The organism is Rhodanobacter thiooxydans LCS2, from assembly GCF_000264375.1.
Classification (GTDB): Bacteria; Pseudomonadota; Gammaproteobacteria; order Xanthomonadales; family Rhodanobacteraceae; genus Rhodanobacter; species Rhodanobacter thiooxydans.
In genome coordinates this window covers 1-14,953 of sequence record NZ_AJXW01000060.1, presented here as the reverse complement: position 1 = coordinate 14,953, position 14,953 = coordinate 1, and the positions used below count along the sequence as shown (strand labels likewise).

13 protein-coding genes and 1 pseudogene are annotated in these 14,953 nt (G+C 67.7%); 7 read left to right on the top strand and 7 right to left on the bottom strand.

Going from position 1 to position 14,953, the window contains the following annotated elements:
• Nucleotides 1-321: 321 nt before the first annotated feature.
• Nucleotides 322-1,476, bottom strand: a complete 1,155-nt coding sequence (locus UUA_RS12545; protein ID WP_008437444.1) for a GGDEF domain-containing protein — start codon at nucleotides 1,474-1,476, stop codon at nucleotides 322-324.
• A 321-nt stretch (nucleotides 1,477-1,797) separates the two neighbouring features.
• Between UUA_RS12545 and UUA_RS12540 the strand changes: the two genes are divergently transcribed.
• A complete protein-coding gene (locus tag UUA_RS12540; protein WP_008437442.1) occupies nucleotides 1,798-2,193 on the top strand; it encodes a DUF3224 domain-containing protein in 396 nt (131 codons plus the stop codon).
• Nucleotides 2,194-2,345: 152 nt separating this feature from the next.
• Nucleotides 2,346-3,590, top strand: coding sequence for an MFS transporter (locus UUA_RS12535; RefSeq protein WP_008437441.1), 1,245 nt, complete (start codon nucleotides 2,346-2,348; stop codon nucleotides 3,588-3,590).
• A 21-nt stretch (nucleotides 3,591-3,611) separates the two neighbouring features.
• Here UUA_RS12535 and UUA_RS12530 read toward each other — a convergent pair whose 3' ends face one another.
• Entirely contained in the window at nucleotides 3,612-4,334 is a 723-nt protein-coding gene (locus UUA_RS12530; RefSeq protein ID WP_008437440.1) for a glutathione S-transferase family protein, read from the bottom strand.
• A 138-nt stretch (nucleotides 4,335-4,472) separates the two neighbouring features.
• Here UUA_RS12530 and UUA_RS12525 point away from each other — a divergent pair, with 138 nt between their 5' ends.
• Nucleotides 4,473-5,177: a DUF899 family protein gene (locus tag UUA_RS12525; protein ID WP_008437438.1), complete on the top strand. Its 705-nt coding sequence runs from the start codon at nucleotides 4,473-4,475 to the stop codon at nucleotides 5,175-5,177.
• Between the two features lie 165 nt (nucleotides 5,178-5,342).
• Here the strand turns inward: UUA_RS12525 and UUA_RS12520 are convergent, their stop codons facing one another.
• Both UUA_RS12520 and UUA_RS12515 read right to left on the bottom strand, forming a co-directional pair.
• Nucleotides 5,343-5,918, bottom strand: a complete 576-nt coding sequence (locus UUA_RS12520) for a thioredoxin domain-containing protein (protein ID WP_008437436.1) — start codon at nucleotides 5,916-5,918, stop codon at nucleotides 5,343-5,345.
• Nucleotides 5,918-6,514 carry a protoglobin domain-containing protein gene (locus UUA_RS12515; protein WP_008437434.1) on the bottom strand — a complete coding sequence of 199 codons (597 nt, stop codon included), beginning with the start codon at nucleotides 6,512-6,514 and terminating at the stop codon, nucleotides 5,918-5,920. Before UUA_RS12515 ends, UUA_RS12520 begins: the two co-directional genes overlap by 1 nt.
• Before the next feature lie 118 nt (nucleotides 6,515-6,632).
• Here UUA_RS12515 and UUA_RS12510 point away from each other — a divergent pair, with 118 nt between their 5' ends.
• Nucleotides 6,633-7,040 (top strand): winged helix-turn-helix transcriptional regulator, encoded by a 408-nt coding sequence (locus UUA_RS12510; protein ID WP_008437428.1) that lies wholly within the window; start codon nucleotides 6,633-6,635, stop codon nucleotides 7,038-7,040.
• A gap of 35 nt (nucleotides 7,041-7,075) precedes the next feature.
• Here the strand turns inward: UUA_RS12510 and UUA_RS12505 are convergent, their stop codons facing one another.
• The 3 genes from UUA_RS12505 to UUA_RS12495 all read right to left on the bottom strand — a co-directional run bounded on the left by UUA_RS12505 (nucleotide 7,076) and on the right by UUA_RS12495 (nucleotide 9,883).
• Complete coding sequence (locus tag UUA_RS12505; protein WP_008437427.1) at nucleotides 7,076-8,446, bottom strand: FAD-containing oxidoreductase; 1,371 nt, start codon at nucleotides 8,444-8,446, stop codon at nucleotides 7,076-7,078.
• Nucleotides 8,447-8,609: 163 nt separating this feature from the next.
• Nucleotides 8,610-9,275, bottom strand: coding sequence for a glutathione S-transferase N-terminal domain-containing protein (locus tag UUA_RS12500; protein ID WP_153022810.1), 666 nt, complete (start codon nucleotides 9,273-9,275; stop codon nucleotides 8,610-8,612).
• Nucleotides 9,276-9,313: 38 nt separating this feature from the next.
• Nucleotides 9,314-9,883 carry an NADPH-dependent FMN reductase gene (locus UUA_RS12495; protein ID WP_008437422.1) on the bottom strand — a complete coding sequence of 190 codons (570 nt, stop codon included), beginning with the start codon at nucleotides 9,881-9,883 and terminating at the stop codon, nucleotides 9,314-9,316.
• Between the two features lie 181 nt (nucleotides 9,884-10,064).
• Between UUA_RS12495 and UUA_RS12490 the strand changes: the two genes are divergently transcribed.
• The 3 genes and pseudogenes from UUA_RS12490 to UUA_RS12480 all read left to right on the top strand — a co-directional run.
• Nucleotides 10,065-13,358: an amidohydrolase family protein gene (locus tag UUA_RS12490; protein WP_008437419.1), complete on the top strand. Its 3,294-nt coding sequence runs from the start codon at nucleotides 10,065-10,067 to the stop codon at nucleotides 13,356-13,358.
• A gap of 625 nt (nucleotides 13,359-13,983) precedes the next feature.
• Nucleotides 13,984-14,241, top strand: coding sequence for a hypothetical protein (locus UUA_RS12485; protein ID WP_008437417.1), 258 nt, complete (start codon nucleotides 13,984-13,986; stop codon nucleotides 14,239-14,241).
• Nucleotides 14,242-14,305: 64 nt separating this feature from the next.
• Nucleotides 14,306-14,953, top strand: a pseudogene (locus UUA_RS12480) (SAM-dependent methyltransferase); the annotation flags it as partial.

The window sequence follows — 14,953 nt, the reverse complement described above, 5'->3', positions numbered from 1 at the left end:
CTTGTTCAGAGTTTCCCTAACGCTTAGTAAACCCCAATAGTGGGGTGTTACACCAAGTATGCGGCTCCCGCCCCTGACCGCACAAGCCGACAATTCATGCGGCAGATCAGGCTCTTGCGCGACAGCACCGGCATCGATACGGGTACAGGTAGCGACGTTATCCGACCCTTTTGAGGGTGTATGAGTTACACAGGCAAAAGTGCGGGTGTAACCGGGTGCGAAAATGCCGTGGCTGCCGGATCGGGTGCAGGCGCATCGGGGGACAAGGAGGCAGGTTTGCATTCCCGGGACAGAAGGCCGACCCTCCATCCCCGGCTCTCTTTACGCCCCCGGATTCCACGCCACCTGATTGCGACCCTGGTGCTTGGCCCGGTACAGCGCGACATCGGCGGCATTGACCAGTTGCTCAAAGTCCGCGTCGACGGCCGTGGCCCCGCCCACGCTGGTAGTGATGTCGATGCTGCGGCCATCGAACACTGCCGGTTCCGCCGCCACGGCGGCCCGCATGCGCTCGGCGAGTGTGCCGGCAGCCGCGGGCTCGACGACAGGCAGCACCAGCATGAACTCCTCGCCACCGTAACGCGCGAACAGGGCCTCGCGGGCCAGCCCCATGCCACGGATCACCCCGACGAAATGGTTGAGCACCGCGTCGCCCGCCGCGTGGCCCCAGTTGTCGTTGATCGACTTGAAGTGGTCCAGGTCGAACATCAGCACGCTGCAGGCCTGACCGCGTGCGCGGCAGGCCTGCACCAGGCGGGCGCCCGCCTCGATCAGCGCGTTGCGATTGAGCAGGCCGGTGAGTCCATCGGTGCGCGCCAGCCGGCGCAGGTCCAGGGTCAGCCGCTCGGCCAGCATCAGGGTGAACCCGGTGCTCAGCAGGAACGAGGACAGGATGCCGAACAGGTAGTTCCAGGTGGTGAGCAGTTCGTCGAGCCGCGTGTGTGCGAACAGATCGGGAAACAGCACCACCACCGAACGCAGCAGGTAGAACAGCGCGTCGATGATGAAGATCAGCGCGGTGAAGCTGCAGGTGTTGCGCATGTCCCGCGGCGAGCGCCACAGCAGCACCCAGACCATCCACACGTCCCAGACCACGCTGTAGCCGCCGAACATCAGCGCCGAGACCGTCTGCGTCGGCGGCAACAGGTAGACGTAGACCTGGCAGGCGACGAACAGGCCCACCACCGCCAGCGGCCGGCGCCAGCGCAGCGGGTAGCACAGGTGGATGGCGATGCCCATCAGCATCAGCGCATTGGCCAGTGCGATCAGGCCGCCGCCGACGACCGTGGAGAGCAGGCTGCCGTTTTCGTTCAGGCCCTGGAGGAGCGCAGCGGCGGTTATGACCCAGAACGCGGTGGCCCAGATGCGCAGCGCCGGCAGACCACGCAGCACCAGACCGAGCAGGGTGAAACTTATCGAGATGGCGATGCCGATGGCCGCGCCGATGACGCCAAGCGTAAAAAGGTCGAAGTGCATGCCCGTTCCCGTATGCAGACCGAAAGCCAGGGCCGACGTGCCGCTTCCATCATGCGCACGCGGGGCCTTCGGGCCGACACGCCTTGCAAGGTAGCACGGCAGGACGCCGGCACCCCGGCCGATACCACGCCGCGCCAGCCTCAATGCGCCCGCCCCCTAAGCGCGTACTTCGCGGGCTGACACCCCGCCAGCGCCCTGAAACCGCGCAGGAGTTTTCCACGAAAACCGCAGTTCCACGCTTGCCTATACCTGCCGAGTTCATCCTCGCTGCGGACGCCCCCCGACGCGCCTGCGCCGCCCTCCCGGAGCCCACCGCCATGCATGCCACCGGCCATTTCGACGTCAGCATCTCCCCTGCAAAACCGCGACAACCCACAGGCCCGGGTCTCCGGCCTCGCGCGACTGTCGCTGGACAAACAGTTCCATGGCGACCTCGACGCCACCAGCCAGGGCGAGATGCTGGCAGCGGGCGACGGCACCACCTCGGGCGCCTACGTGGCGCTAGGGAAAGTCAGCGGCAAGCTGCTTGGTCGCAGCGGCAGCTCGGTGCAGGTGCACCGCGCGCTGATGGTCGGCGGCACGCCGCGGGAATGGATCGTCACGGTAGTGCCCGAGTCCGGCACCGGCGAACTGGCCGGGTTGGACGGCGCGATGACGATCACCATCGTCGACGGCAAGCACAGCTACGATCTCGCCTACACCCTGCCTGGCCGCTGAGAAAGGTCTGAACAACCATCGTCATCCTCGCTGAAGCGGGGATCCTGTATTTCCAGCCTTTGAAAGCTAAAGACACTGGATTCCCGCTTTTGCGGGAATGGCGCCCTCCCTCAGCAGCCGCATTCGCCTCACGACACCCCGGAAAGCACGCCATGAACCAGTCCACGGAAACATCCGGCAGCGCCACGGCAAAAACGCCTTCCGTGCTGCGCCGGATCCCGCCCGGTATCTGGGCGCTCGGCATGGTCTCGCTGCTGATGGACACCTCCTCGGAGATGATCCACGCGCTGTTGCCGGTGTACCTGGTCAGCGTGCTCGGCGCCTCGGCGCTCGCGGTCGGCTTCATCGAGGGCATCGCCGAAGCCACCGCGGCGATCACCAAGGTGTTCTCCGGCGTGCTGTCGGACTGGCTGGGCCGGCGCAAACTGCTGGTGGCGATCGGCTACGGCCTGGCCGCGTTCACCAAGCCGATCTTTCCGCTGGCTAGCACGCTCGGCTGGGTGGTCACCGCACGCTTCGTGGACCGCATCGGCAAGGGCATCCGCGGCGCGCCGCGCGATGCGCTGATCGCCGACCTGGCGCCGGCCGAACTGCGTGGCGCCTCGTTCGGCCTGCGCCAGTCGCTCGATACGGTCGGTGCGTTCCTCGGCCCGGCGCTGGCGATCGCGCTGATGTGGCTGGCGGCGGACAACATCCGGCTGGTGTTCTGGTTCGCGGTGCTGCCGGGCTTCGCCGCGTTCGCACTGGTGGTGTTCGGCGTGCACGACGTGGCGGACAGCGGCGAAGGCAAGCGGGTGCGCTCGCCGTTGTCGCGCACCGAACTGGCCCGGCTGCCGCCGCTGTACTGGGGCGTGGTGGCGATCGCCGCCGTGTTCACCCTGGCCCGTTTCAGCGAGGCCTTCCTGGTGCTGCGAGCGCAGGAACTGGGGCTGGGACTGGTGCTGATCCCGCTGGTGCTGGTGGTGATGAATGTGGCGTATGCGCTGTCGTCCTACCCGGCCGGCGTGCTGGCCGACCGCTTCGACCGCGGCACGCTGCTCGGACTGGGCGTGTTGATCCTGGTGCTGGCGGACCTGGCGCTGGCCCTCGTCGGCGGGTTGGCCGGGCTGGCGCTGGGCGTGGTGCTGTGGGGTTTGCACATGGGCATGACCCAGGGCCTGCTGGCCGCCATGGTCGCCGACACCGCACCGGCCGACCTGCGCGGCACCGCGTATGGCATGTTCAACCTGGTGAGCGGGCTGGCACTGCTGGCGGCCAGCGTGGTGGCCGGCGAGTTGTGGGACGCGTTCGGCTCGCACGCCACCTTCCTCGCCGGCGCTGGCTTCGCGATCGTGGCGTTGCTCGCGCTGGTGCCGGTGGCGCGGAGGGTGCGCAGGAACCGGCCCGCGCCGGGTTGAACGGCGCCGTGCAGGATACGCTCAAGCCCAGGCGTGTCCGGGATAGAAGTGCTGCATCATCCGCCTGACATGGGCCACCAGGTTCGGCTGCGCCTCCACCGCGCGGCGTAGCGGCGTGTCGAAGAACGGCGTGACGATGCAGGCGAGCATGCCGAAGGCGGGGGCGTCCACGGCGCTGGGTTCGTTGCCCATCAGGAAGGGCCGGTCGCCGAGCAGCAGCGCCAGCGCGCCGATCGAGCGCGTGCCCAGTTCGGCGATCCGCCCCGGCGCATGCCGGCCCAGTCCCTGCGCATGCAGCTCGGCAACTTTGCGCGCCTGCATCTGCTGGCGTAGCGCCGCGCGTTCGGTTTCCGGCGCGGCGTCGGCGAAGTGCGCCGGCCCTCTGGCGAAGTTGTCCGGGTCGATCCAGCGGAACCAGAGCATCGCGAAGTAGAGGTGATCCTCCAGCAGGCGCTCGATCGCCCAGGCCTGTGCGCGCTGCTGCGCATCCAGCCCGGCATCCAGGTCCACGCCGTACTTGCGCTCGACATGCGCACGAATGAAGGTGGAGTCGCTCACCACCTCGCCATGGTCGTCGATGAAAGGCAGCTTGCCGTTGGGCGCCTGTGGCGGGATCGCGGAGGCGCGCTCATAGGCCACGCCGGCCATCTTCAGCTGCACCTCCGTCTTGAGCACGAACGGGCTGGTGTCCGGCAGACCGAAAGCGGCGCGGCTGGCGTACAGGGTGAGACCGGTGGACGACATGGCGAACTCAATGACGGAAGGTGCGCGCACTCTGGCGTGGCGCTGCTGACAGCATCGTGTCAGCAGCGCCATCGCGCGATGTCGATTTCGCCGGCGCCTGTTCGTCATCCAGACAGTCCCGAGCCCAGGAGAACCGCGATGAGCCCTGCCCCCACCCTCGTACCCGCCGCCGAGCTGGCTGCGCGCAACCCCCTGCGCTTCCCCAACGAAAGCGACGGCTACCGCCGCGCGCGTGCCGCGTTGCTGGCCGAGGAGATCGAGCTGCGCCGGCACATCGAGCGTGTCGCCGACCTGCGCCGCGCACTGCCGTCCGGCGGCGAGGTAACTGGCGACTACCACTTCCGGGGCGAACACGGACCGATCGACCTCGCCGGTCTGTTCGGCGACAGGCAGACTCTCGTCGTCTACAGCTACATGTTCGGCCCGCAGCGCGCGCGGCCCTGCCCGATGTGCACCTCGCTGCTGAGCGCATGGGACGGCGAGGCGCGCGATGTGGGCCAGCGCGTGGCGCTGGCCGTGGTGGCGCGCTCGCCGATAGAGCGCCTGGTCGCGTTCAAGAACGAACGCGGCTGGCACGATCTCCAGCTGTACTCGGATACCGATGGCGCCTATAGCCGCGACTACTTCGCCGTCGACGCGGACGGCGGCGACCAGCCCGCCCTCAACGTGTTCACCCGCCGCGACGGCACCATCCGCCACTTCTGGAGCGGCGAGATGGGCTTCGAGAGCGCCGACCCCGGCCAGGACCCGCGCGGCGCGCCGGACCTGATGCCGCTGTGGACCATCCTGGACTGCACGCCGGAAGGCCGCGGCACGGACTGGTACCCGAAGCTCGACTACTGATCCGCCCGCAGCACAGGCGCGAAGCCCTCGCCGCCAGGACTCAAGGCTGTGGCGGACCGCAATCCTCATCCAGCGGGCGCACTTCGCATCGATCTCCCACTCGCCATGCACCTGCATGGAAGCGCCGGGGCATGGGCCGGATCGACACCTGCCGCCTGCGCACTGCTACGAAAGCGGGTGCCGCTCCACCGCCGCGGCATCCACCTCACAGCGACCATCGGCGCAACGTTCCGCCGTTGGCGCTTCGGGCGTGGTGTCGAGGCGCTGCTGCCCCGCCTCGGCCAGCAGCGTGCCGATCTCCGCACCGAGCAGCAGGTCGTCGTACACGCCGAACACCTGGCGGCGCAGCCGCCCCTGCGCGTCGATCAGGATCGCGGTCGGCGTGCCCTGCATGGCGTAGGCGCGCATGGTGCATGGAATCGGGTCGCCGTCCGGGCCGGGCGCATCGATACCCACGGGAAACGTCACACGGTATTCGTACAGGAACGCGCGCAGCGACTCCGGCCCCATCGCCGCGTGATGCTCGAACACCGTGTGCAGGCCGACCACCGCCAGCGGCACGCCCTCGAACAGCTTCGCCACCCGCTGCGCCTGCGGGATGCCGTGCGCCACGCAGCCGGGGCACAGCATCTGGAAGGCATGCAGCAGCACCACCCGCCCGCGGAAATGGCCGAGGCTCAATGGCTCGGGCGTGTTCAGCCAGGCGCTGGTGCGCCACTCGGGGGCCGCTTCGGGCTTCATCAGAAATCTCCATCCTTGACGTACGGGTAGGTCCACAACGTCATCTGCAACAGGCACGACTTCAGCCACGCAGCGTACATCTTCTCCACCTCGTCGGCGGCGTGCCCTTTGCTGCCCAGGAACGGCTTGAGCGTGAAGGTCACCGGATAGATCAGCGCAAACAGGTCGCGGAACGGCACGATGGCGGTGGAGGCAGCGCCGTCGGTGCGGTTCTTCTTCGCGCGGTGGTGGCGCAGGCCGATCTCGTGCTGGTAGTCGAGCCACGTCTGGTCGTATTCGGCATCGGCGGTGTCGAGGATCCACCTACCGAAGCGCTTGCGCACGGCGCCGAGGTAATCGCCCAGCGGCTTGCCGTCGCTGCTGCCGGTGAAGGACGCCAGCAGGTGCGGCTGCGAACCGACGAAGCCGTACCAGACGTCGAGGATCGCCTCGACCTGGTCTTCCACGATGCCGCGCGAAAGGCGCAGGTACTTGACGTCCTCGTCACCGAACAGGATGCTCTTCTTCATCAGTTCGAAGTCGCCGGGCGTCACTGGAGAACGCGCGATCGCACTGGTGCCGAAGGTGTATCCGGGAATGGCGTGGTTTTCCTGCATGGCCTGGTTCCTCTCGTTTCGCCAAGTTCGGGGCGCGGGCGTGCGCCCCGTGGCCACGGACTCTAGCGACGGCACCCGCGCGCGTCAGGAAGGCACTTTTCGGTAAGGTGGTTACGACATGGGCGAGCACGAACCCGCGAGCAGCAGGCGTCCGGACACGGCGGACGCCACTTCCATTCCCGTCGCCTCGATGGTCGAGAGCATCGTCGGCTGCAAATGGTCGGTCCGGCTGCTGCAGCTCTGCGCGGAAGGCAACCACCGCCCCAGCGCGCTGCTGCGTGCGTGCACGGGGCTCTCGGCCAAGGTGATGAACGAGCGCCTGCGCAAGATGACCCGCTTCGGCATCATGCATCGCACCGTGCATGGCGAGAAACCGCCGGTCGAGGTGGAGTACCGCCTGACGCCATTCGGCCGCCGCTTCATGGGCATCCTCGAAGAGGTGCAGCGGCTGCAGCATGCGGTCGAATGCGGCGCGATCGCGGATGCCGGCGAAACCGTGGAACACGCGCGGCGCGAACACGCCTGAATGCGACAGGCGGTCATGCGACGCCACGATCTGCCCTAACTGCCCGGCGCGCGTGCTTCCGCGATCAGCGTGGGGATCAGTTCGGACACGTTCGGATGGATCGGCACCGTGCGCTGCAGCTGCGTGGCGGTGGCGCCCACGGTCATCATGTCGATGATGCCGTGGATCGCCTCGTCGCCTTCGATGCCGAGGATCGCGGCGCCGAGGATCGCCTTCGTTTCGGAGTCGATGATGATCTTCATGAAACCTAGCGTCTCGTCCCTCTCCACCGCGCGCCCGACCCGACCCATCGGCCGCTTGCCGACCAGGAACCGGCGGCCGCGCTTGCGCGCCGCCGCCTCGCCGATGCCGACACGTCCCAGCGGCGGGTCGATGTACAACGCATAGCCGCTGACGCGTTCGCTGAGGCGACGGTGCTCGCCGTCGAGCAGGTTCGCCGCGACGATCTCGAAGTCGTTGTAGGACGTGTGCGTGAACGCGCCGCGACCGTTGCAATCGCCCAGCGCCCAGATGCCCGCCACGTTCGTGTGCAGGTCGTCGTCGACGCTGATATAGCCGCGTTTGTCCGTCGTCACGCCGGCCTGCTCCAGGCCGAGGTCGTCGGTGTTGGGGGTGCGCCCCACCGCCAGCAGCACGTGACTGCAGTCGATCCGCTCGCCATCGGCGGTTACACGAATTCCATCACCCGCACGCTCGAACGCAAGCTCGGCGACGCCGGTACGGACGTCGATGCCCTCGCCTTCCAGGATCCCGCGCACGGCCGTCGAGACGTCCTCGTCCTCGCGCCCGATCAGGTACGGCCCCTTTTCCACCACGGTGACGCGCGCGCCGAAGCGGCGGTACATCTGTGCGTACTCCAGCCCGATGTAGCTGCCACCGACGATCAGCAGGTAGGGCGGCACGCGGTCCAGCTCGAGGATCGAGGTGTTGGTGAGGTAGGGAATGTCATGCACGCCGGGCATGTCCGGTACCGCCGCGCGGGCGCCGACGTCCAGGAAAATCCGTGGCGCGGTGAGTCGTTCCTCGCCGACGCGCAAGGTCTGCGCGTCCTCGAAGCGTGCATGGCCCTCGATCACCGTGCAGCCGCGCATGCCTTCCAGCCAGCTGCGCACGTTGTCACGCGCGTTGGCGATGACGGTATCGGCGCGCGACTTCACCCTGGCCATGTCGACGCCCACCTCGCCCTTCAGCACCACGCCGAAATCCGCCGCGCGCCGGGCCATGTGCGCGGCGCGTGCGCTGGCGACCAGGGTCTTGGTCGGCATGCAGCCGGTGTTGACGCAGGTGCCGCCGAACAGCTTGCGCTCGATCAGCGCGACCGACTGACCGGCACCGGTCAGCCGGCCCGCCAGCGGTGGCCCGGCCTGGCCGGCGCCGACGATGATCGCGTCGAAACGGCAGCTCACGAGGCTGCAGCCATGAACTGCAGCGCGCGCATCGGCAACACGAACTCGTGGAGAACCATGCCGTCACTCCCGCATCAAAGCGCTTCTTGTAACCCGAGCCAACGGACAGGGCCGGCAAATTTCCGTGAAGCTGCCGTCCAGAGGGATACGCCGCACTGGCCTGTCAGCCAGCGGGCGGCACATCGAAGCAGTACGGCGTGTTGCGCGCCGACGCCCGCTTGCCAAACTCATCCGCGAAAGCCATGAGGCGGCCATAGGGCGCAAGCGGAACGGTGGCGCGGAAGGCCTGATGCTCGAGCAGGCAGAACAGCGATGCCTCCAGCAAGCTGAGGTCGCGCGGCGGCAAGGTGGCGATGACCGGCGGTAGTCGTTCGTCGAGCCACTCAAGGGCATTACGCAACCCTGCAGCGGCCTTGGCGAAATAGATGCTGTCCGCCGGTAGCTGCGCGATCTGCGTGCCGAAGCCGAGCTGCACCTGCGCCTGCATGGCATGCCAGACGAGTTCCTGCGCATTGCGCGCCTGCAGGTCGCGCATGTCATCGGGCCAGACGATGCGCCGGTGCTCTGGCGCGGATCCCGCCAGCACGCGGCAGATGTTCTCGGCACCGAATACCGTTGCCCCAACCTTTGTGAGCACCGGCAGCTTGAGCGTGGGGTTCCCCGCGTAATCGCGCGCATCCAGCGACGCCAGATCGTAGACCGGGGCGAACTCGCAGGCCACGCCCAGCTCCTGCTCGAACACGCGCACCAGGCGGGTGAAATGCGAACTGCTGCGACCGGTGATCCGTGGCGCCGGACCCACACGGGCCGTGTCATTTGCACCGGACAAGGCATCACCTCCTGCGTTTCATCCATCAACCGCGGCTTTCACGGATTTCCCGTCGAGCCACCCTGCGCGAACGCGCCGAAGCCTTCCATGAACTTGCGCAGCTGGTCGTTGATGCGCGCGTCGACGATGGCGCCGTCCGCATCGAACACGCTGCCCGCTCGCGACACCATCAGGCGGCCGCCGGTCCACAGTTCCGCGCCGATCGTGCGCAGCACCGGCAGCCAGGCGTTCTGCGACAGGATGGTACCGAAGCCGCCGGGCGAGGCGCCGATCAGCGCCACCGGCTTGCCGGCGAAAACACGCGGGATGTCGGCCGCCGGCCGGGTCAGCCAGTCCAGCGCGTTCTTGGTCACGCCGGGAATGCTGTTGTTGTATTCGGGCGTGGCGATCAGCAGGCCGTCGGCCGCGGCGATCGCCTCCTTGAGCGCGGCGACCTCGGCTGGAATGCCGTGCGCGGCTTCGTCGTCGCCGTTGTATAGCGGAAACGCGGCGATCGACATGATCTGCAGTCGGCTGCCGGCCGGCACCGCCGCCGCCGCGGCGCGCAGCAGCGCGGCATTGAACGAGCCCCTGCGCAGGCTGCCGGAAAAACCCACAAGAACGGCCATCTGCCACCTCCGCTACGGTCCCGGTGAGAGGTGCGGCAAGAATAGCGCGGACGCAAGGGAGTGGAGGTGATCGTGGCGACCGGATTGCCCCGGCACCGCGCCGCTGCGAACGGGACTTTCGACCCGGTCATGACCAGCGCGCTTCCACTACCATCGCAGAATTACCGTTCCGGAGTTTCCCATGTCACTGCTTCGCCTCGCGGTTCTCGCCACCCTCTCGCTCGCGCCCGCGATGGCGTTCGCCGTCGACAAGGAGGACGGCAAGAAGTCCAAATGGGACGTCAACGCCGCGCACGGCCCGACCAAGACGGTCTGGTTCGCGACCGACGAAGGCACCTGGATCGACCTCGACGTCAGCCCGGACGGCCGCAGCATCGTGTTCGCCCTGCTTGGCGACCTGTACCTGATGCCGATCGAGGGCGGCAGCGCGAAGCGGCTCACCTCGGGCCCGGCCTGGGACGTGCAGCCGCGGTTCTCGCCGGACGGCAAGGAGATCGCGTTCACCTCGGATCGCGGCGGCGGCAACAACCTCTGGCGCATGCCAGCAAACGGCGGCGGCGCAAGAGCGGTCAGCAAGGAGGATTTCCGCCTGATGAACAACCCGGCGTGGACGCCGGACGGCCAGTACCTGATCGGCCGCAAGCATTTCACCGGCGAACGCTCGCTCGGCGCCGGCGAACTGTGGATGTATCACAAAAGCGGCGGCAGCGGCCTGCAACTGACCAAGCAGAAGAACGACCAGCAGGACCTGGGCGAACCCGCGGTGAGTCCGGATGGCCGCTACGTCTATTACTCCGAGGACGTCACCTCCGGCCCGTACTTCCAGTACAACAAGAACCCGCACGACGTGATCTACGCGATCAAGCGGCTCGACCGGCGGACCGGCGAGACCGAGACCATCGTGGCGACACCCGGTGGCGCGGTGCGGCCGCAACCGTCGCCGGACGGAAAATCGCTGGCTTTCGTCAAGCGCGTGCGCGACAAGAGCGTGCTGCACCTGGTCGACCTCGACACCGGCGACGTGCGCCCGCTGTGGGACGGCCTGTCGCACGACATGCAGGAAGCGTGGGCGATCTTCGGCCCCTACGCGAACTTCGCGTGGACGCCCGATTCGAAGAACCTGGTGATCTGGGCCAAGGGCAAGCTGTGGCGCGTCGACGCCGGCAACGGCACGCCGGCGCAGATCCCGTTCAGCGCGACCGTCGAGCAGACCGTGGCGCAACCGCTGCGCTTCGAACAGAAACTCGACCAGGGCAGCTTCGCGCCGAAGATGATCCGCGATGTCGCCACCAGCCCCGACGGCAGGACGCTGGTGTTCCACGCGGTCGGCCACCTGTGGACCAAGGCGCTGCCGAATGGCACGCCGCAGCGGCTGGTCGCCGAAGACGACCAGTTCGAATACCAGCCCGCGTTCAGCCCGGACGGCCGCAAGCTGCTGTACACGACCTGGTCCGACGCGGCACAGGGAGCGATCGTCGAGCGCGATCTCGCCAGCGGCCAAACCCGCACGCTGACGAACAAGCCCGGCTTCTATTACGGTCCGGCCTGGTCGCGCGACGGCAGCCAGATCGCCTACGCCAAGACCGCCGGCGGCTCGATCACCGGCAACCTCAATGCGGGCGAAGCCGGCATCTACCTGATGCCTGCCAACGGCGTCATGGCTAAGCGCATTGCCAGATCCGGCGGCAATCCGCAGTTCGCGGCCGATGGCCAGCGCGTGTATTTCCTCACCGGCGACGGCCTCAAGAAAAAGTTGCAAAGCGTGGGCATCAACGGCGAGGAACCGCGCGACGTGTTCGATCTGAAGTACGTCGATGCCGTCAGCCTGAGCCCGGACGGCCGCTGGGTCGCGTTCACCGAACTGTTCAACGCCTACGTCGCGCCGCTGCCGCAGACCGGCGCCGTGGTCGAGCTGTCGAAGGACACCAAGGCGATCCCGGTGACCCAGGTCAGCAAGGATGTCGGCTCGTACCTGCACTGGTCGGCCGATTCGAGCGCGCTGCACTGGATGGTCGGTCGCGACTACCACACGCGCGACCTCAAGGACGCGTTCGCGTTCGTGCCCGGCGCGCCGAAGCAGCTGCCCAAGCCCGGCAGCGACAAGGGAGTCGACGTCGGCCTGAGCGTGCCGATGGACCGCCCGGGCGACACGTTCGCGTTCACCCACGCGCGCATCATCACGATGAAGAATGCACAGGGCGGAGAGCAGGAGGTGATCGAGGACGGCACGCTGCTCGTCGAAGGCGACACGATCGAGGCGGTCGGCGCGAACGTCGCGATCCCGGCCCATGCGAAGGTCATCGACGCCAGCGGCAAGACCATCGCGCCGGGCTACGTCGACGCGCATGCGCACGCGAACCACTTCTTCACCGGCGTCGTGCCGCAGGCGAACTGGGCCTACTACGCGAACCTCGCGTTCGGCGTCACCACCATGCACGATCCGTCGGCGACCACCGAGACCGTGTTCTCGCAGGCCGAGCTGCTCAAGTCCGGTGACCTGGTCGGGCCCCGCGTGTTCTCCACCGGTACCATCCTGTACGGCGCCGACGGCGACTTCAAGGCGGTGGTCAACTCGCTGGACGACGCCCGCGCCCACCTGCGCCGCATGCAGGCGAACGGCGCGTTCAGCGTGAAGAGCTACAACCAGCCGCGCCGCGAGCAGCACCAGCAGATCAACCAGGCCGCGCGCGAGCTCGGCATGCTGGTGGTCGAGGAAGGTGGCTCCACGCTCAACCACAACCTGCCGATGATCCTCGATGGCGCCACCAGCATCGAGCACAACCTGCCGGTCGCGCCGCTGTATGCCGACGTGATCAACCTGTGGAAGCAGACCGACGTGCGCAACACGCCGACCCTGGTGGTGAACTACGGCGGCCTGTCCGGCGAGTATTACTGGTACGCGCGCGACAACGTGTGGGAGGACAAGAAGCTCAACCGCTTCTTCCCGCGCGAGACGCTCGACGCGCGCGCGATCCGCCGCGACACCGCGCCGGAGTGGGACTACTACTACAAGACGGTGGGCGCAGCCGCGAAGAAACTGCGCGACGTCGGCGTGAAGATCCAGACCGGTGGCCACGGCCAGTTGCAGGGCCTGTCCGAGAACTGGGAAATCTGGATGCTCGCGCAGAGCGGCTTCAGCAACTGGGAGGCGCTGCGCGCGGCGACCTACGACGGCGCCGACATGCTGGGTCTCTCCAGGCAGCTCGGCTCGCTCGAACCGGGCAAGCGCGCCGACTTCGTCGTGCTGAACTCGAACCCGCTGGAGAACATCCGCGCCACGGTCGACACGCGCTACGTCGCGGTCAACGGTCGCGTCTTCGACATCGACGCCGACATGGCCGAAGTCGCCGGCAAGGGCCGCCCCGCTCCCGAGTTCTACTGGCAGCGCCACCGCGACGGCCGCAGTTTCGGCATCGAATTCGGGCCCACCGCGCAATGCCACTGCCCGAAATCCGGCACGCTGCACCGGCATTGACGTTGAAGCCCCCCCTCCGGCGCTGGCCTGGAGGAGGGGCCGCATCGTCAGCCGCATGCCCGTCCGGCACCCTGCGGGACAGGCTCAACGCCGCCGGCCACGCCTCAGCACCATGCTTCGCCAAGGCGTCCGCCATCGACTTGAGAATCCTTGGTTTCGACGATTTTCACCCCATATATGATCGTGTTCATGGCTGTTTGCGCACGATGTGCGGACTCCCCGCTGCCCCTCGGCCGTATCCGGGAGCTTCATTGTGCGCTTCAGCCACACCGCAGAGAGAAGCCGTCGATCGCGGCAACAGGTGCCCGACACGAATGGCACTTACTTGGGCCCCGTTCTCGCTGAGCGTAGCCCGCGCAGCTGGCGGAGTCGAAGCGCCATCAGGTGAGGGCCGCCCCCATCGCCGGCGTGTCCTTCGACTTCCTCGCTCCTCAGGACCGTGGCCATCCATGGCCACTCCCCGCGTGCGGCCTTCGGCCTACGCTCAGAGCCTGCCCCGGACTTGATCCGGGGACGAACGGGGCCTAAGTAAGTGCCATTCGTGCCCGACACCCTTCCCGCCCATCGAGCCGCCGGTGTGCACCAGTGCGCCGGCCGCCACGGAGCCATCAGAAAAGGAGGAGCCATGTCCCGCAAATCCATCCAGGTCGCCAGCAAGCGCAACACTACGTCGCGCCTGTTCGGCCCCGGCAAGGGCAAGAGCCTGGGCCGAGGCATGACCAGCGAAACCATCGCCGACGACATCGCTGCGTTCAAGAAACGTGGCGGCCGCATCGAGGTCCTGGGCAACACCCCGTCCCGCACTCGCGCCAAGGCCAGCGCATTCCGCTCCAAGGACAATCCCCAGACCGCTACCGCTGGCAAGGCCTCTGCCCGGGGCTGACGCCGGCCGAACACATCGCGGACCTCGCCCGGGGCGAAGTCCGCGTACGACACGGGACAACGCCATGTTCCGGCTGCTGCCGCGCTGCCGCGGCCACGCCAGTGGGTTACGATGCGGCCCCCTTCAGTCGCGTTGCGGAAAGCTGTCGCCGCATCAGGAAATTGCCGCCGTGCCGCATTACTCCGGCCCCCTGCTCACCCGCCCGATCGCCGAGGCGCTGCTGGCCGCACGCGATGCCGGTGCGGACGCCTGGACCGGTTCGCTGGACCTGGGCGTCTCCATCGACAACGTGCCGCTGCAGTCGGAAGACTGGCAGTGGCGGGGCCTGCGCTACCCGTACCCGCCCACGCTGAAGGACCGCACGATCTATTACCGGGACGGCGAGGAATTCGCGCCGGCAGCGCGCTATGCCGGCTCGCTGATCAAGCTGGTGCCCACCGAGTGGGGCGCGCCCACCTTCGAGATCGACGGCATCAAGATGCTGCCTACCGCGAAGGAATCGCCGGTCGTGGACGCGCGCCGCAAGGTGGCGCTGGTCGAGCCGCGCGGCAAGGTGGTGCTGGACACCTGCGGCGGCCTGGGCTACTTCGCGGCATGCTGCCTGGAGGCCGGCGTGGCGCGCATCGTCTCGTTCGAGAAGAACGCCGACGTGCTGTGGCTGCGCACGCTCAACCCATGGTCGCCCGACCCAGACGCTCCGGCCAGTGGCGGG

What these genes read in the sequence shown, in the direction of transcription:
- UUA_RS12525 (WP_008437438.1), top strand. Translation starts at nt 4,473, where the DNA reads ATGAGCCCTGCCCCCACCCTCGTACCCGCCGCCGAGCTGGCTGCGCGC.
- UUA_RS12540 (WP_008437442.1), top strand. Translation starts at nt 1,798, where the DNA reads ATGCCACCGGCCATTTCGACGTCAGCATCTCCCCTGCAAAACCGCGAC.
- UUA_RS12520 (WP_008437436.1), bottom strand. Translation starts at nt 5,918, where the DNA reads ATGAAGCCCGAAGCGGCCCCCGAGTGGCGCACCAGCGCCTGGCTGAAC.
- UUA_RS12490 (WP_008437419.1), top strand. Translation starts at nt 10,065, where the DNA reads ATGTCACTGCTTCGCCTCGCGGTTCTCGCCACCCTCTCGCTCGCGCCC.
- UUA_RS12495 (WP_008437422.1), bottom strand. Translation starts at nt 9,883, where the DNA reads ATGGCCGTTCTTGTGGGTTTTTCCGGCAGCCTGCGCAGGGGCTCGTTC.
- UUA_RS12485 (WP_008437417.1), top strand. Translation starts at nt 13,984, where the DNA reads ATGTCCCGCAAATCCATCCAGGTCGCCAGCAAGCGCAACACTACGTCG.
- UUA_RS12530 (WP_008437440.1), bottom strand. Translation starts at nt 4,334, where the DNA reads ATGTCGTCCACCGGTCTCACCCTGTACGCCAGCCGCGCCGCTTTCGGT.
- UUA_RS12510 (WP_008437428.1), top strand. Translation starts at nt 6,633, where the DNA reads ATGGGCGAGCACGAACCCGCGAGCAGCAGGCGTCCGGACACGGCGGAC.
- UUA_RS12545 (WP_008437444.1), bottom strand. Translation starts at nt 1,476, where the DNA reads ATGCACTTCGACCTTTTTACGCTTGGCGTCATCGGCGCGGCCATCGGC.
- UUA_RS12535 (WP_008437441.1), top strand. Translation starts at nt 2,346, where the DNA reads ATGAACCAGTCCACGGAAACATCCGGCAGCGCCACGGCAAAAACGCCT.
- UUA_RS12515 (WP_008437434.1), bottom strand. Translation starts at nt 6,514, where the DNA reads ATGCAGGAAAACCACGCCATTCCCGGATACACCTTCGGCACCAGTGCG.